The organism is Tardiphaga sp. 172_B4_N1_3, assembly GCF_052076035.1.
Classification (GTDB): Bacteria; Pseudomonadota; Alphaproteobacteria; order Rhizobiales; family Xanthobacteraceae; genus Tardiphaga; species Tardiphaga robiniae.
The window spans coordinates 2,292,148-2,306,874 of sequence record NZ_CP197238.1 but is presented as its reverse complement, the minus strand read 5'-3'; the positions used below and the strand labels follow the sequence as shown (position 1 = coordinate 2,306,874).

The following is a 14,727-nucleotide window of genomic DNA, read 5'->3' as shown; positions in this document are numbered from 1 at the left end:
CTGTCTGCGGGCATCGTCGCTAGATGACGTGGCCCGTCGCATGGTGACGGGCTCGGCCGCTCCGTCGCACATCCGGCCTGCCGTTCGCGTCGGCCGGAACAGGCTCGTTCAGACCATCGAAGGTCAGACCATCAAAGGACTGCGCTGTGAACCTCGAAGCCCTTGCCTCCTGCCTGTCATCGTCAGCCTGCGCCGTGACGCAGATATCGACGGCGCTCATCATCGGCATGCTGCTGTTCATGGTGGCGTCCGGCCTGTCGCTGATCTTCGGCGTGCTCGGCGTCATCAATTTCGCCCATGGCGCGTTCTATATGGCTGGTGCCTATATCGCCTTCTTCACCTATCAGGCGACATCGAGCTTTTTACTGGCATTCCTGGCCGGCGCGCTCGGGGCAGGCCTGATCGGGGTCATCTTTGAGCGGTTCATCATTAGCAAGGTGTATGGCAAGGACATCCTGATGCAGTTGCTGGTTTGCTACGCCATCATCCTGATCTTCGACGATCTGGTGAAGATCATCGCCGGCCCGGAATACAAGATGATGGGCATGCCCGACGTGTTCGCGCTTCCGCCGCTTGAATTCGCCGGCGGCTTCGTTCCGGCCTATTACGTCTTCATGATCGTCGCGAGCCTGTCGATCGGCGCGATGCTCTGGCTCGCAATCGAGAAGACCCGGATCGGCAAGATCATCCGCGCCCTCGCCATCAATCCGCAGATGGTCGGCGCACTCGGGATCAACACGACGCTGCTCTACGCGGCCGTGTTTGGCGTGGGCAGCATGCTGGCGGGTATCGCCGGCTCCCTCGCGGCGCCGACACGCACATTGACGCCGGGTATGGGTCTATCGATCCTGATCGAAAGCTTTATCGTCACCGTGATCGGCGGGATGGGATCGATCGTCGGCGCGCTGATCGCAGCGTTGCTCATCGGCTTCACGCGGGCCTTCGGAGCGATCGGCTTCCCGCTCTTCGTTGACGGGATCATGTTCGGCATGATGGCCGTCGTTCTGATCGTCAAGCCCAGCGGTCTGCTCGGCCGGGAGATCGCGCGATGATGAAAGCGGGGTTCCTGCGCGATCTGCTCTTTGCGGCTGCCGTGCTGATCGTTTTGATTGTCGCACCGTTCATCTTCGCCAAGCCATCCCTGCGCGACTTTCTCATCTATGTGATGGCCTATGGCTTGCTGGCGATGTCGCTGAACCTCCTTGTAGGGCTCACGGGGCTGGTCTCGTTCGGACACGCCGCCTTCTTCGTATCCGGCGCCTATATGTTCGGTCTGCTGATGCAGTCCGGCCGCGTGTCGATACCAATCGCGATTCTCATCACGGTGCTCGGTACGTCGGTACTTGCCCTGGTGATCGGCGCGATCTGCGTGCGCCTGAAGGAAATCTATTTCTCCTTCATCACGCTGGCGTTCCAGATGTTCATCCACTCAATCATCCTGACCTGGGTCAGCCTGACCGGCGGCGATCAGGGGTTGCGCGGCGGCATTCCGCGGCCCCCGTTCTTCGGCATCGATCTCAGCAGCGGTGTGTCGCTTTATATCTTCTCGGCTTGCATCTTCGTCGTCTGTATCCTGATCATGCGTCAGGTATGGCAGTCGCCGTTCGGCTATACGCTGCGCCTGATCCGTGACAATCCGAACCGGGCCAATTACCTCGGCGTCGATATCGTTCGCATGAAGCTCGGCGTGTTCATCCTCGCCGGTGCGATGGCCAGCGTGGCCGGCATCCTGCTGTCGCTGTTTGTCTCCGGCGCCTATCCGGAATTCGGTTTTTGGACGACGTCGGGCGAGGCCATCTTCATGATCATGCTCGGCGGCTCGCAGTTGTTCGTCGGGCCGATCATCGGCGCCATCCTGCTGCGCCTGCTCGAGCATTTCGTATCCATCTACACCGAATATCACGGCCTGGTGCTGGGCATCGTTATTCTGGCCATCGTGCTGGGTCTGCGGCAGGGCATCGCCGATTACGTCGTCGAATTTCTGCAGCGACGCAAAGAGGCCAGGGCGGCTCCCGCCAAAGAGGCGGCCTTCGTCAAGGAGAGGATCGCCTGATGCTCTCGGTGCAGAACCTCGACAAGCGCTTCGGCGGTGTTCACGCCACGCGCAACGTCTCGATCGATTTTCCCAACGGCTCGCTCACAGCGATCATCGGACCGAACGGCGCGGGCAAGACCACGTTCTTCAACCTGATCTCGGGGGCGTTCCGGCCGAACTCCGGCAAGATCATTTTCGACGGGCAGGATATCGTCGGCAAATCGAGCCTTGAGGTCGTACGTCTTGGCATGACGCGGGCTTTTCAGGTCGCCGAGATCTTTCCCAGCCTGACTGTCACCGAGGCGATCATGGCGACGGTTATCTCTCACTTGCGCAAGTCATGGACCTTCCTGCGGCGGTTTCCCGTCGCGGAAGCCAGGGCACGGACCGACGAGATCATCGAACTGCTCGGGCTCGCAGACAAGGCCGGAACGCTCTCGCGCAATCTTTCGCATGGCGACCAAAAGCTGCTCGATATCGGTCTTGCGCTTGCCATGGAGCCCAAGGTGCTGCTGCTCGACGAGCCGACGGCGGGCATGGGTCCGGATGAGCGCTGGCGCATGATCGGCAAGGTGCAACATCTGTGGCAGGTCAAGAAGATGACGGTGCTCTTCATCGAGCATGACATGGATATCGTGTTCAAGATCGCCCAGAAGATCCACGTCCTGAAATACGGCGCCGTGCTCGCGCAGGGCACGGCCGACGAGATCCGGCGCAATCAGGATGTCATCGACGCCTATCTTGGCGCCGATCATCATCTCTCCGCAGCGGTGGGAGAAGCATGATGGCCGACCCGTTCCTTCATGTCGAAGCGGCCGACGTCTATTATGGTGCCAGCCAGATCCTGTTCGGCGTCGATCTCGCGGTCGAGCAGGGGCAAACCATGGCGCTGCTCGGCCGTAACGGCGCCGGCAAGTCGACCACGTTCAAAATGATCGCCGGCCTCGCGCCGCCACGCCGCGGCAAGGTTGCGCTCGCAGGGCAGGGGCTGGCTGGTCGGCCGTCCTACAGGATCGCGCGCGCGGGGATCGGCTACGTTCCGGAGAACCGGCAGGTGTTCCCCGATCATACGGTCGATGACAATCTCATCGTCGCCGCCAAGAAGGGGCCGCGCGGCGACCATCACTGGAATCGCGAGCGCATCTATGAAGTGTTTCCGATCCTCGCCTCGATGAAGGACCGCCTGGCCGGCCGGCTATCGGGTGGCGAGCAGCAGATGCTGACCATCGCCCGTACGCTGATGGGCAATCCCGATGTGCTGCTGCTCGACGAGCCAAGTGAGGGCCTTGCCCCGATCATCGTCCAGGCCATCGGCGAACTCATCAAGACGTTGCGCGGCATGGGCGTCACTATTCTGCTGGCCGAGCAGAACATGCATTTCTGCCTGGGTATCGCGACCCATGCCACGGTGATCGACAAGGGCCAGATCGTGTATCGCGCGACCATCGACGAACTCCGGCACAACGAGGACATCAAGCAACGCTATCTTGCGGTCTAGCACCGTCGCCATCATCAAACGCGCAGCTTTGCTGCGTGCAACAAGAAACAGACAACGGGAGTGCAACGATGAAACGAGATGAAGGGCGCGGCCGCATCGCCGTGGTGACGGGCGGAGCAAGCGGAATCGGTCTGGCCACAGCCGGTATCTTGATCGAGCGCGGATGGCGCGTCGTCATTTCAGATATCAATGCGAAGGCCAATCAGGAATCTGCAGCGAAGATCGGCGCCGATTCAGTGCCGTTCGACGTGACTGATGAACACGCGACCGAAGCGGCTTTCACGGATATCGAGGTGCGGCTGGGGCCGGTCGAGGCGCTGTTCGCCAATGCCGGCGTGATCCAGTCGGGCGGCCGCGCGGAGAACCTGCCGCTCGCCGAATTCGACAAAGTGATCGCCGCAAATCTGCGCGGCGTCTACGTGTCCTGCCTCGCGGCCGGCAAGCGGATGGTCACGCGCGGCCGCGGTGGTATCGTGATCACCGGTTCGGTCACCGCGTCGCGCACTGCACCACTGCATGCCTATGCGCCCTCGAAGGCTGCGGCGGTTCATATGGCGGCGTGCCTCGCGGCCGATTGGGGCCGTTCGGGTGTGCGGGTCAATGCGGTGTCGCCGGGCTATGTGGGAACCCCACCGGTGCTCGCCAACATCGAACGTGGGACGCGAGATCCGAAACTGCTGATCGAAGGCTCCGCGCTGGGACGCATGGTCGATCCGGAAGAAATCGGACGCGGCGTCGCGTTTCTGCTGTCCGACGACGCGTCGGCGGTTACCGGGATCAATCTTCCGATTGATGCTGGGTGGCTCGCGAGTTCGCATCTGACGACCTATGGCGGCGTGCCGCCGGCGCGCTGACCGTCGTCACGTCAACCGAATTGAACACCGTACCCTGCGTGGGTTTGCAGGGGTGTGGCAACACAAGCGGGAATTATCGTCATGACGTCTTCTGAAAAATCCCCATTCGATCTCACCGGACAGCGCATTGTGATCGCGGGCGCGGCCGGCGGCATCGGCAGCGCTACGGCGAAGCTATGCGCACAGCAAGGCGCGACGCTTGTGCTGGTCGATATCGCAGGCAAGGATCGTATCCGCGAACGCGTCGGTGCCGAGGTTGCGGACCGCTCTGAAATTTACGGCCTCGACACCGGCTCGCGGGCCGACGTGACGGCGCTCGCGAGGCAGACTGGACCGGTCTATGGACTGATCGATACGGCGGCGATCGCACCGCATGACGACTGGATGGCCGAGGACTGGGAAGAGTCGCTTGATCGCGTCATTCGCGCCAATGTGAAGGGGCCGATCAATCTGACCCGCGCCTTCCTGCCCGGCATGATGGAGGCGGGCGAAGGCCGCATCGTGCTGTGCGGATCGGTCGCCGGCTGGATGGGCGGCCTGCGCACCGGGCCGCATTATGCCTTTGCCAAAGGCGGCATCCATTCCTTCGTGCGCTGGCTGGCGAGCAAGGCCGCACCGCGCAACGTCCTCGTGAACGGCATTGCGCCGGGGCCGGTAGAGACGGCGATGACCGAGGGCAAAGGCTATGACACGTCGCTCTATCCGTTGAAGCGCATGGCGAAGGCGGAAGAGATCGCCGCGACCGCGGTGTTTCTGTGTGGCGCTGGCAGTGGTTACGCCTCCGGTGCGATTTTCGATATTAACGGGGCGACCCACTTCCATTGACTGCTGCGGGCGCTGATCGCCTGCAGGACGCGGCGGATCTGCGCGCTGCGCCACCCACGATAACGCGGCCTGGCGTGTCATCGAGAAGATAGGGCGGCACGCATTGTTTTCGCCGCAATATGTATGGTGACATCCGCCGATCCGTCAGCTTGCGAGACAAAGGGATGTCACGTATTCGCTTGCAAGGTCTATGTCCGCTCATGGCGCAAAGCGGACATCAACGACAGCGGACGTCGCTGCGAATTTCTTTGACGGGTTAGCCAATCTGACGACCGCCAATCGAGCGCGGTCGCGTTCACATATTTGACTGGCTTCCTGACCACACTCTCCAACTCCAAGGTCACAGCGAGCGTCAGTCCGGAGCGAATTCTCAAGCGCTCATCTCCCGCATAGACTATCGAGCGTTTCGACTAACTCCGGCTTCTCGATTTTGCTCGGATGAAGCATTTGCCAAGCCGGTCCACCAGCGACCGATATCCACAGAGTAGGAACTTCTCTGCTATAGCCGCTGTGCCCGGTCGTCGGAATCTGACCGGTCGCTCGTTTCACCATCTCGGGCACATTAACGATGCCGGATGTTTCCGAGAGTTGCCAGCGGTTGACCGCGCGGGTGATTGCTTTGCGAAGTTCGTCTGGCGTCGCGCAGCCTCCAGTGCATCTTCCCGACGTCCAACCTTGCGCTTCTTTGATCAGTGCGGGTTGCTTTTTTGTCGGGAGTTACATTGGTTTGCACGAAGACGAATAGCGGTTTGTTGTGGCGCCGCGCCTCAGGGGGAGGCATCGCCGTGACGCTCGTTCAACACAAGCACCACGAAGTCGGCATCCCGGACGCCAGCCAGGCAGGCCACTCGGGGCGACTTTGGGGAAGCGGCAAATTGTTCGGCGCGACTGATGGAGTGATCGAGGGTCTCAGAGCGTCCTCAGCAGCGGCTGAAATCTTTGAAGCCCGAAATGTCCGAGCTCAAAAAAGTTCATGCGATCCTCAGCTCCGAACAAGGGCGGCGGGTTGTGGGTCGACATGTGGGTAGAAGTTGAAACGCCAATGAAAACAATATTGTAGGAAAAAGGATGGCGGAGCCGGAGGGATTCGAACCCTCGATACCCTTGAGAGGTATGCCGCTTTAGCAAAGCGGTGCCTTCAGCCACTCGGCCACAGCTCCATCATTGCTGCATATGCCCGACACCGTCGCGAGCCGCAAGCGCCAGATCGCAGTCTGCAGCGCATGTTCCCAAAAATCGGACGCATCCGATGTGGGTGTGCCTTTATAATCTCCAGATGCCGCGTCCGCCTGTGGTGTATTTGCTGCCGGGAAATGGGTCTCGAGGCTGTTTATCGATTGCCATCCGCCGTTCCGCGCTTGCCGGAATTTATCACTCCGGCAGATGCGAGACGATTCGGCCGAGGGAGCAGGAAAGCCAGCCAGATACATCGAATGCGAGTGTGAATGTGTTTCTGCTCGTTACGAGATGGGTCGGTGCCTTGAAATGCGGCGCTGGAAATTCTGATGTTAAAACAATTGCTTGCGAAGAATGCCCATTCACGAGTCCGTGTGATTTAAGCAACACAGCCCGGGAAACGGCCGAATGGAGGCCGCTTTGAGGCGTTCCATTGTTGCGGAGCGAGAAACCTTAGGAGATGGTCTCGGTGCGACGGAGGGGGGCATCCCGAGGTCGTCCCGTAAGGTGGTTCGTCCTGAACCTCGTCGGCACGCTTTGTGCGACGGGTTTTGAGATTCGGAGCGTTTGCGGGTTGTCAGGGATTAAGGGGACTTGTCTTCAGGGTGGCCTCCACCCCGTTGCAGAACCTTCCCTAAAGCAACTTGGAGGTTTACATGAAGACGATTAAGGGCCTTATTCTCGGCTCGACGGCAGCTCTGCTCGCCGTTGGCGGAGCTCAGGCAGCCGATCTTCCCGTCAAGGCCAAAGCGGTCGAATACGTGAAGATCTGCTCCCTCTACGGCGCGGGTTTCTACTACATCCCGGGCACCGACACCTGCATCAAGATCGGCGGCGCGATCCGTTTGGACACCTCGTTCAACGCCGCAGCTTACGACACCCCGTTCTGGCAGGGTGGCGCTGGTGGCAATAATCTTTGGACCAAGGATTATTTCATCACCCGCGAACGTATCAACCTGACCACCGATACCCGCACTGCCACCGAATACGGTGTCCTTCGTACCTACGCGAACATGCAGTTCGACTTCTCGCAGAACCGTGAATCGATCGCTGGCGGCTTCACCGAAGTCGACTACGCCTTCATCCAGTTCGCCGGCTTCACCTTCGGTAAGGCCGTCTCGCAGTTCGATCCGCAGTGGGCCCTCAACAAGCCGTACATCTCGTCGGGCTTCATGGCTGGTTCGAACAACACGACCGGTATCCCGCAGATCGCCTACACCGCTTCGTTCGGTAACGGCGTGTCGGCGACGATCTCGCTCGAAAACGCTTCGGCCTACCGCAACGCCGGCCTCTGGAATACCAATTCTTTCATCACCGGACCGGGCGCGAGCACGTTCACGGGTGCGTTCTACGGCACGACCTCGAACACGTTCCTCGGCAATGCCTACGGCGGCAACCACATTCCTGACGTCGTCGGCAACATCCGCCTCGACCAGGCTTGGGGCACGCTGCACTTCGGCGCTGCGATGCACACTGCTACCCCGGGCTTCTACGGCGCGAACGAAGCTACCGGTCACGCTGACGACAAGTACGGTTTCGCAGTCAACGGTGCGGTTGAATTCAAGAACCTGCCCACCGGCGCTGGTGACACTCTGAAGCTCGAAGCAACCTACGCAAAGGGCGCAGCGAAGTACGCGATCGCTGGCGGCACCACCGATACTTCGGGCGGCGGTCGTTTCGCGAAGGTCGACGGCAACACCATCGGCTTCGGCTACGTTCTCGATGGCGTCTACACCACCAATGGCCAGATCATCCAGAGCGAAGCCTGGTCGGTCGCCGGCTTCTACGAGCACTACTGGAACCCGGCATGGCGCACGTCGCTGTTCGGCAGCTACAGCAGCATCTCGTACGGTGACGGCAATGCTCTGATGCTCGCCGCATTCCAGGGCCTCACCACGGGTGGCCCGGGCACCAGCAGCTCGTCGGCTGCAGCATCTCGCGCTGGCACCTTCGCCGGCACCGGCAACTTCGACTTCGCCGTGGCCCAGATCGGTACCCGTACCGCCTGGACCCCTGTCAAGAACCTGACCCTGTCGGCTGAATTCACCTACAGCCGCCTCGAGCAGAACCTCAACGGCACCTACACCGTGACGAGCATGTCCGGCAAGCCGGCTGGTACGGTCCTGAACACGAGCAACCAGAACCTCTACAACGGTTCGGTTCAGATCCTGCGCTCGTTCTAATATCGACTGCCTCACGGCAATTGCTATCTGAAACAATGACCCCCGGCAGGAAACTGCCGGGGGTTTTTGCTTGCGTGATCGATCGCTGTGCCAAGGCGTAGGATGGGTTTCGCTCGACGCTTACGCGTCTGCGGTCTACCCATCCGACTTATTCGCACTGTCCTGATTGACGCTATTCGACGCTGCTGCTGGCACCGCGATGCAGGTCGGCCTCGATCTGCAGCCGTGAGCCACCGCCGAAGCGGGCGCGATAGACCTGCAGGTTCTCCATGATGCGCTGGACGTAGTTGCGCGTTTCCGAGAACGGAATCGACTCGACCCAATCGACCGGATCGACCTTGGGATCTCGCGGATCGCCGTAGCGTTCGATCCATTTGCGCACGCTGCCGCGGCCGGCGTTGTAACCGGCGAAGGTCATGATGTAGGAGCCGCGATAGTCCTCAAGGAGGCCACCGAGTTCGGCGGCGCCCAGCGTGGCGTTGTAGACCGAATCGCCCTTGAGGCGCGCAAGGTCATAGGTGCCGCCGTGCCGCTTGGTGACGTATTGCGCCGCGCTCGGCGTCACCTGCATCAGACCATAGGCTTGGGCCGGTGACACGACGGCCGGGTTGAAGGCGCTTTCCTGCCGTGCGATCGCATAGACCACGGCAGACTCGACTTCGGGACCGATCGGGCGGTAGCTCGGAATGCCCGTTGTCGGATAGGCATAGTGATCGAAGGGCAGGCCGCGATTGAGTGCCGCCTTGCCGACCAGCAATGTGCCGCGGGCATCCTTGTTCTGTTGCGCGAGCTCGGCAAGGCCGAGCACAGCTTCCGGATCGCCGTTCTCGCCGACATCGCCAAAAATGGGAATGGCGACTTCGCGCTCGTCCATGGCATAGAGCAGTTGCACCGCGCGGACGATTTCCAGTCGATCGAGCCCGCGCGCGCGGGCGGTCAACGCGCCGCTGATATCAAGCTGCTGCAGGCCAAGCTTGGCGCGCGCGAGCTGGCCGTAATAGCTGGTGGATTGCTCTGCTGCGCGCGTGTAGGCGGCCCGGGCTTCCTGGCTGCGGCCTGCGGCTTCCGCAGCACGGCCCTGCCAGTAACCGGCGCGGGCGAGGGCTGTCGGATTGACGCTGCCGACGCCGATACGTGCGAAGTGCTGAGCGGCAGTTGCGGGATCTTTCAGGAAGCGCAGCGCGATCCAGCCGGCAGTGAACTCCTGCTCGGTCTTGTAGATGTCGCGCGCCGGCAGGGCAGCATCGCGTGCCACGAGATAGGCCGAGCGATGTTCGCCGACGTCGAGTAACTTGCGCGCCGTGAGACGTCGCTCGATCCACCATTCGTCGAGATTGTGCAGGCGCTGCGGTTCGCGCGGCGCTGCAATCATCAGCCGCGCTGCTTCGCCGAATTTCTCCTCGCGGCGCAGCTGCTGAATGTGGCTGAAGATGTAGCCGGGGTCGCTATGCAGCTCGGACGGCACTGCAGCGAGCAGCGCGTTGGCGTTCGATGCCTTCTTGGTGACGCCGATGCGCGCCCGCGCGAGCGCCATCTGCGCGCCGCCGAGGCGCTTGGCAGAGCGCAGCGCGGCATCTGAATCGCTGCCATAGAGCAGCATGTCCATGCGCGCCTTGTGATCGCCGGGTGTGATCAGCGGACCGAACATGTCGATGGCCATGTTCTCGGTATCGCCCGATAACGGATCGCTGCGCCATGCATCACGGATCAGCCGCTCCGCGCCGGCGCGGTCGCCGCGCGCGAGGAGCGACTTGGCCAGAGCGAATTTGCCCTTGGCGGAAATCGGCTTCTCGCTCTCGAAATAGGACTGGATCGCGGAGTCGTCGCGCTTGTCGTCCCACAGCGCCGCTTCGATGCGGCGTCGCAGGAAGGTCTGCGATGGCCAGCTCGGATTGGCGGCGACGAAAGCGCGGTAGCGCTCGACCGAAGCGCCATTGTCATCGCTGCGCAGATAGATCCATTCGCCGAGCTTGCGCGCGACTGGATCGCCAATCGTTTGCACGACCTGCGCGGCTTCCGACCCCTTGCGCTTGCGGATCAGCTCGATGACGTTTTCAAGCGTTTCGGCATCCGCCTGTGGGGTGGATGTTGTTGCCGCCACCGCGGCGCGGGCGATCGGCTTCTTGGCAGCAGGAGGAATCGCCGCGTGCTGGCGGGTGGCGGGCTGGATTGCGGGAGCCGGGCTCGCGGCATCCGGTGCGAGCGGCTTTGCAGGCGCAGCCACGGCCGTGGGGGTCTGTGCAGCGCTACGCGCAATGGGGCGCGCCTTCGGCAATGGAACCTTGGTGGCCGCCCAGGCCTCGACGGCCAGCACCGATACTCCGACCGCCAGCGCCAGACCGGAGCTCAAGGCTGTCCGCCGCGCAGTCGTGGTGAGGAGCAGGTGCTTCACGGCGTTCCCTCGCGGCGAATCAGACAATCGCACGCATTCCCATGATGTATTTGATTGAAACGGTGACCAAATCGTCAATTTCTGTAACCGCTTGCTCCTCTCTGCCCGGCCACGGCGGCGAAATCACGGCCAAACAGCCGGTAAACCGCGCTGAAACCGCTTCGGGCGGTCTTTCGCCGCAGCCGCAGACTCGGTAAGACTTGCTGTTCAATCAATCGGTTCAAGCAGACGGCTAAAGCCGCATCGCGTTCGGAGCAGACCATGGCAGCCACCAAGACGAATTTCCGGGGGTCTTACACCGCGCTGGTCACGCCGTTCAAAGATGGCGCGCTGGATGAGGCGGCCTTCCGTTCGCTCGTCAGCTGGCAGATGGCCGAGGGCAGCAACGGTCTCGTTCCGGTCGGCACCACGGGCGAGAGCCCGACGTTGAGCCACGAAGAGCATTACAAGGTCGTCGAATGGTGCATCGACGAAGCCAAGGGCCGCGTGCCGGTGATCGCTGGCGCCGGGTCCAACTCCACCAAGGAAGCGGTAGCTTTGGCGAAGCACGCTGAGAAGGCCGGTGCGGATGCGGTGCTGGTGGTGACGCCGTATTACAACAAGCCCACGCAAGAGGGCATGTATCAGCACTTCAAGGCGGTGAACGACGCGATCGGCATTCCGATCATCATCTACAATATTCCGCCCCGTTCGGTGGTCGATATGTCCGTGGACACCATGGCGCGCCTTTATGAGCTGAAGAACATCGCCGGCGTGAAGGATGCCACTGCCGATCTCGCGCGTGTGTCCAAGCAGCGTCACGCGATGGGACCGGATTTCATCCAGATGTCCGGCGAAGACATGACCGCGCTGGCCTATATGGCGGCGGGTGGTCATGGCTGCATTTCGGTGACGGCGAATGTTGCGCCGAAGCTGTGTGCCGAACTGATGTCGCTGGTGCTCAAGGGCGACTATGCCGGGGCGCTCAGGGTCCAGGATCGCCTGACGCCGCTGCATGACACGATCTTCAAGGAGCCGGGCCTTGCCGGCGCCAAGCACGGCCTCGCTTTGCTGGGCCGCATCAAGGAAGAGGTACGTCTGCCGCTGATGACGGTGACGCCGCCGACCGGCAAGGTGATCCGCGACGCCATGGTCTTCGCCGGCCTCATCAACTAGGCATCTGCATCAACCGGATGTTGAGTGATTTTGGCTGCGTCATCTCTCCCTATTTGTAAGCGCGTACTTGTCGTTCGTTGAAAACAAAAAGGAATTGCAGATGCTGAAGGAATTTCGCGATTTCGCGATGAAGGGCAATGTGGTCGATCTCGCGGTCGGCGTGATCATTGGCGCGGCCTTCGGTGCCATCGTCTCGTCGATGGTGGCCGACGTCATCATGCCGATCATCGGCGCGATCACCGGCGGTCTCGATTTCTCGAATTACTTCACGGGTCTCTCGAAATCCGTTACGGCAACCAATCTGGCCGACGCCAAGAAGCAGGGCGCCGTGCTGGCCTGGGGCAGCTTCCTGACCCTGACGCTGAACTTCATCATTGTCGCCTTTGTCCTGTTCTTGGTGATCCGCTTCATGAACCAGCTTAAGCGCAACGATGCCGCCAAGCCGGTTGAACCGCCGAAGCCGACCCGTGAAGAAGAACTGCTGACCGAGATCCGCGACCTGCTCAAGAAGGCCTGAGCCCAAGGCTTGGGTCGGGCATTCGGGGCACCTATATTCGGTCAGCACGCTGAAAGTATTGAACGATGGCCGAAAAGAACGAACGCCCGATCAAGGTGATCGCCGAGAACCGCAAGGCGCGGTTCAACTATGCCGTCGAGGATACAGTCGAGGCAGGCATCGCCTTGACCGGGACCGAGGTGAAGTCGATCCGTAACGGCAAGAGCACTATTGCGGAATCCTACGCCGATCCGAAGGACGGCGAGATCTGGCTGATCAACTGCAACATCCCTGAATATCTGCAAGCCAACCGCTTCAACCACGAGCCGAAGCGCCCGCGAAAGCTGCTGCTGCATCGCAAGCAGATCAACAAGCTGATGGGTGCGGTAGAACGCCAGGGCATGACCCTTGTGCCGTTGAAGATGTACTTCAACGAACGCGGCCGGGTTAAGCTGCAGCTCGCGCTGGCAAAGGGCAAGCAGCTCCACGACAAGCGTGCGAGCGAGAAGGACCGTGACTGGGGCCGCGAGAAGGGCCGTCTGTTACGCGCGCGGGGATAAGGCTGGGCGTCGCCCATTCTTTCAAACAAGAGGATGAGATGACGCAAGGCAACCTGCTCGAAGTCGACTGGAGCAAGATTCCGGCGCCGGAAGACGACGGCGCCGCCAATCATCTGACCGGCATGACCATCCCGCCGGTCAGCCTGCGCGCCACCAACGATACGGCGGTCACGCTGTCCGAGCTCACTGGTCGCACTGTGGTGTTCGGCTATCCGCGCACCGGCGAGCCCGGCAAGATTGGGCTGGTCGATGACTGGGACATGATTCCGGGCGCGCGTGGCTGCACGCCGCAGACCTGTTCCTTCCGCGATCTGTTCGCGGAGTTGAAGGCCGCTGGTGCCAAGCATGTGTTTGGCCTGTCGACGCAGAGCAACGCATATCAGACCGAAATGGCCGGGCGGCTGCATCTGCCGTTTCCGGTGTTGTCCGACGAGCAACTTGAGCTGAGCGACGCACTCAGCCTGCCGACCATGGAGGTCGCCGATCTCACGATGATCAAGCGCATGGCCATGATCATCGATGACGGCAAGATTACCCATGTGTTCTATCCGGTGTTTCCGCCGGACCGGAACGCAGGCGATGTTCTGGAATGGCTGAAGGCGAACCCGGTCTAGCCCAGGCTAGGACGAGCCTGCTTTGACGGGTGTCTCGACAACGAGCGCTTTGATCGCTTGATCGATTGTGATCGTGCCCTTGCGCGATTCCGCCTCGCGTTTGGGGAAGTCGATCCAGCCTTCGTTGAAGCCATCGAGCATCTGCATTCGCGGTGTCGGATTCGTCATGCCTTGCTCGCGAAATAGTCTGTCCCAGCCATCGCGCGCAACGATGCGAGTTTTGACGGGACCGCCGAGCGCGTTCGTGAACGCCTTGGCGATATCGTTCGGCGACACGCGGCGGGGGCCTTCGAGATCGATCACGCGATGGCCCACCCAGCTTTCGAGCAAGAGCTCTGCTGCTGTGCGGCCGACGTCTTCCGCGGAGACCATCGGGAAGGTTTTATCCAGCGGCTGGAGATAGCTCGAAATGACGCCATCCGTGCGTGCAGGTGTGACATCCCACGCCGCGTTCTCCATGAACCATGCCGCGCGCAGGAAGGTCACGGGCATCGGCAAGTCGGCGAGTGCGTGTTCCAGCAGTCCGAGCTGGTTGAGCAGGTTCGGCTGCGGCGCATCCGCTCCAATAGTTGAGAGCACAACCAGTTTCGGCGGCTGCGCCACGCGGAGTGCGGTGTGGAGTGCTTCGATCATCGCGCGGCCCTCGGTTAAACCGGGGCTCGGGTCAAATGTCGGCGGCAGCATCGCGAACGCGCCGTCGACGTTCGAGAGAGCTTTTGTCAGCGCCGAGGCATCGCGGGTGTCGGCGATGGCGATATCCGCGCCGCGTGCTGCCCACGTTCCGCTTTTGCTGAGATCTCGAACGACGACGCGGATGGATTGACCGGCGGCAAGCAGTGTGCGGGCGACAGCGCCGCCGACTTTGCCGGTGGCTCCTGTGATGGCGAACATGGTGGCTCTCCGAATGGGTGGGAATGCCGGTGTTGTCCCATTTTTCGC

13 protein-coding genes and 1 tRNA gene are annotated in these 14,727 nt (G+C 61.5%); 11 read left to right on the top strand and 3 right to left on the bottom strand.

The features are described 5' to 3' along the window. The first annotated feature begins 146 nt into the window (after positions 1 to 146). The 6 genes from AB7783_RS10770 to AB7783_RS10745 all read left to right on the top strand — a co-directional run bounded on the left by AB7783_RS10770 (position 147) and on the right by AB7783_RS10745 (position 5,212). The gene (locus tag AB7783_RS10770) at positions 147 to 1,052 is read left to right on the top strand and encodes a branched-chain amino acid ABC transporter permease (RefSeq protein WP_089263793.1); all 906 of its coding nucleotides are present in this window, start codon (positions 147 to 149) and stop codon (positions 1,050 to 1,052) included. After that, positions 1,049 to 2,053 (top strand): branched-chain amino acid ABC transporter permease, encoded by a 1,005-nt coding sequence (locus AB7783_RS10765; RefSeq protein WP_244558266.1) that lies wholly within the window; start codon positions 1,049 to 1,051, stop codon positions 2,051 to 2,053. Before AB7783_RS10770 ends, AB7783_RS10765 begins: the two co-directional genes overlap by 4 nt. Then, positions 2,053 to 2,820: an ABC transporter ATP-binding protein gene (locus AB7783_RS10760; RefSeq protein ID WP_441277610.1), complete on the top strand. Its 768-nt coding sequence runs from the start codon at positions 2,053 to 2,055 to the stop codon at positions 2,818 to 2,820. Before AB7783_RS10765 ends, AB7783_RS10760 begins: the two co-directional genes overlap by 1 nt. Next, on the top strand, positions 2,820 to 3,533 hold the full coding sequence (locus AB7783_RS10755; protein ID WP_439064149.1) for an ABC transporter ATP-binding protein: 714 nt from the start codon (positions 2,820 to 2,822) through the stop codon (positions 3,531 to 3,533). Before AB7783_RS10760 ends, AB7783_RS10755 begins: the two co-directional genes overlap by 1 nt. 68 nt (positions 3,534 to 3,601) lie before the next feature. Beyond that, the gene (locus AB7783_RS10750; RefSeq protein ID WP_441277609.1) at positions 3,602 to 4,387 is read left to right on the top strand and encodes an SDR family NAD(P)-dependent oxidoreductase; all 786 of its coding nucleotides are present in this window, start codon (positions 3,602 to 3,604) and stop codon (positions 4,385 to 4,387) included. 81 nt (positions 4,388 to 4,468) lie between these two features. Beyond that, a complete protein-coding gene (locus AB7783_RS10745; protein ID WP_441277608.1) occupies positions 4,469 to 5,212 on the top strand; it encodes an SDR family NAD(P)-dependent oxidoreductase in 744 nt (247 codons plus the stop codon). A gap of 1,069 nt (positions 5,213 to 6,281) precedes the next feature. Here AB7783_RS10745 and AB7783_RS10740 read toward each other — a convergent pair. Beyond that, positions 6,282 to 6,372, bottom strand: a tRNA-Ser gene (locus AB7783_RS10740). 672 nt (positions 6,373 to 7,044) lie between these two features. Between AB7783_RS10740 and AB7783_RS10735 the strand changes: the two genes are divergently transcribed. Beyond that, a complete protein-coding gene (locus tag AB7783_RS10735) occupies positions 7,045 to 8,571 on the top strand; it encodes a porin (RefSeq protein ID WP_093761384.1) in 1,527 nt (508 codons plus the stop codon). A 172-nt stretch (positions 8,572 to 8,743) separates the two neighbouring features. On the opposite strand, the gene AB7783_RS10730 is transcribed toward AB7783_RS10735, so the two are convergent. Then, on the bottom strand, positions 8,744 to 10,963 hold the full coding sequence (locus AB7783_RS10730) for a lytic transglycosylase domain-containing protein (RefSeq protein ID WP_441277607.1): 2,220 nt from the start codon (positions 10,961 to 10,963) through the stop codon (positions 8,744 to 8,746). A gap of 261 nt (positions 10,964 to 11,224) precedes the next feature. Here AB7783_RS10730 and dapA point away from each other — a divergent pair, with 261 nt between their 5' ends. From dapA to AB7783_RS10710, 4 genes are all read left to right on the top strand, one after another. Beyond that, on the top strand, positions 11,225 to 12,118 hold the full coding sequence (dapA, locus tag AB7783_RS10725; protein WP_441277606.1) for a 4-hydroxy-tetrahydrodipicolinate synthase: 894 nt from the start codon (positions 11,225 to 11,227) through the stop codon (positions 12,116 to 12,118). A 100-nt stretch (positions 12,119 to 12,218) separates the two neighbouring features. Then, positions 12,219 to 12,635, top strand: a complete 417-nt coding sequence (mscL, locus tag AB7783_RS10720) for a large conductance mechanosensitive channel protein MscL (protein ID WP_089263809.1) — start codon at positions 12,219 to 12,221, stop codon at positions 12,633 to 12,635. Positions 12,636 to 12,700: 65 nt separating this feature from the next. Beyond that, positions 12,701 to 13,174: an SsrA-binding protein SmpB gene (gene smpB, locus AB7783_RS10715; RefSeq protein WP_068732465.1), complete on the top strand. Its 474-nt coding sequence runs from the start codon at positions 12,701 to 12,703 to the stop codon at positions 13,172 to 13,174. 38 nt (positions 13,175 to 13,212) lie between these two features. Next, positions 13,213 to 13,788 (top strand): peroxiredoxin, encoded by a 576-nt coding sequence (locus AB7783_RS10710; RefSeq protein WP_441277605.1) that lies wholly within the window; start codon positions 13,213 to 13,215, stop codon positions 13,786 to 13,788. A gap of 6 nt (positions 13,789 to 13,794) precedes the next feature. Here the strand turns inward: AB7783_RS10710 and AB7783_RS10705 are convergent, their stop codons facing one another. After that, positions 13,795 to 14,679: an NmrA family NAD(P)-binding protein gene (locus AB7783_RS10705; protein WP_441277604.1), complete on the bottom strand. Its 885-nt coding sequence runs from the start codon at positions 14,677 to 14,679 to the stop codon at positions 13,795 to 13,797. Positions 14,680 to 14,727 lie beyond the last annotated feature (48 nt).

Bases quoted from the DNA above. Each gene is read 5' to 3' on its own strand.
- AB7783_RS10765 (WP_244558266.1), top strand. From the start codon at position 1,049: ATGATGAAAGCGGGGTTCCTGCGCGATCTGCTCTTTGCGGCTGCCGTG.
- AB7783_RS10760 (WP_441277610.1), top strand. From the start codon at position 2,053: ATGCTCTCGGTGCAGAACCTCGACAAGCGCTTCGGCGGTGTTCACGCC.
- AB7783_RS10755 (WP_439064149.1), top strand. From the start codon at position 2,820: ATGGCCGACCCGTTCCTTCATGTCGAAGCGGCCGACGTCTATTATGGT.
- AB7783_RS10750 (WP_441277609.1), top strand. From the start codon at position 3,602: ATGAAACGAGATGAAGGGCGCGGCCGCATCGCCGTGGTGACGGGCGGA.
- AB7783_RS10745 (WP_441277608.1), top strand. From the start codon at position 4,469: ATGACGTCTTCTGAAAAATCCCCATTCGATCTCACCGGACAGCGCATT.
- AB7783_RS10735 (WP_093761384.1), top strand. From the start codon at position 7,045: ATGAAGACGATTAAGGGCCTTATTCTCGGCTCGACGGCAGCTCTGCTC.
- dapA (WP_441277606.1), top strand. From the start codon at position 11,225: ATGGCAGCCACCAAGACGAATTTCCGGGGGTCTTACACCGCGCTGGTC.
- mscL (WP_089263809.1), top strand. From the start codon at position 12,219: ATGCTGAAGGAATTTCGCGATTTCGCGATGAAGGGCAATGTGGTCGAT.
- smpB (WP_068732465.1), top strand. From the start codon at position 12,701: ATGGCCGAAAAGAACGAACGCCCGATCAAGGTGATCGCCGAGAACCGC.
- AB7783_RS10710 (WP_441277605.1), top strand. From the start codon at position 13,213: ATGACGCAAGGCAACCTGCTCGAAGTCGACTGGAGCAAGATTCCGGCG.
- AB7783_RS10705 (WP_441277604.1), bottom strand. From the start codon at position 14,679: ATGTTCGCCATCACAGGAGCCACCGGCAAAGTCGGCGGCGCTGTCGCC.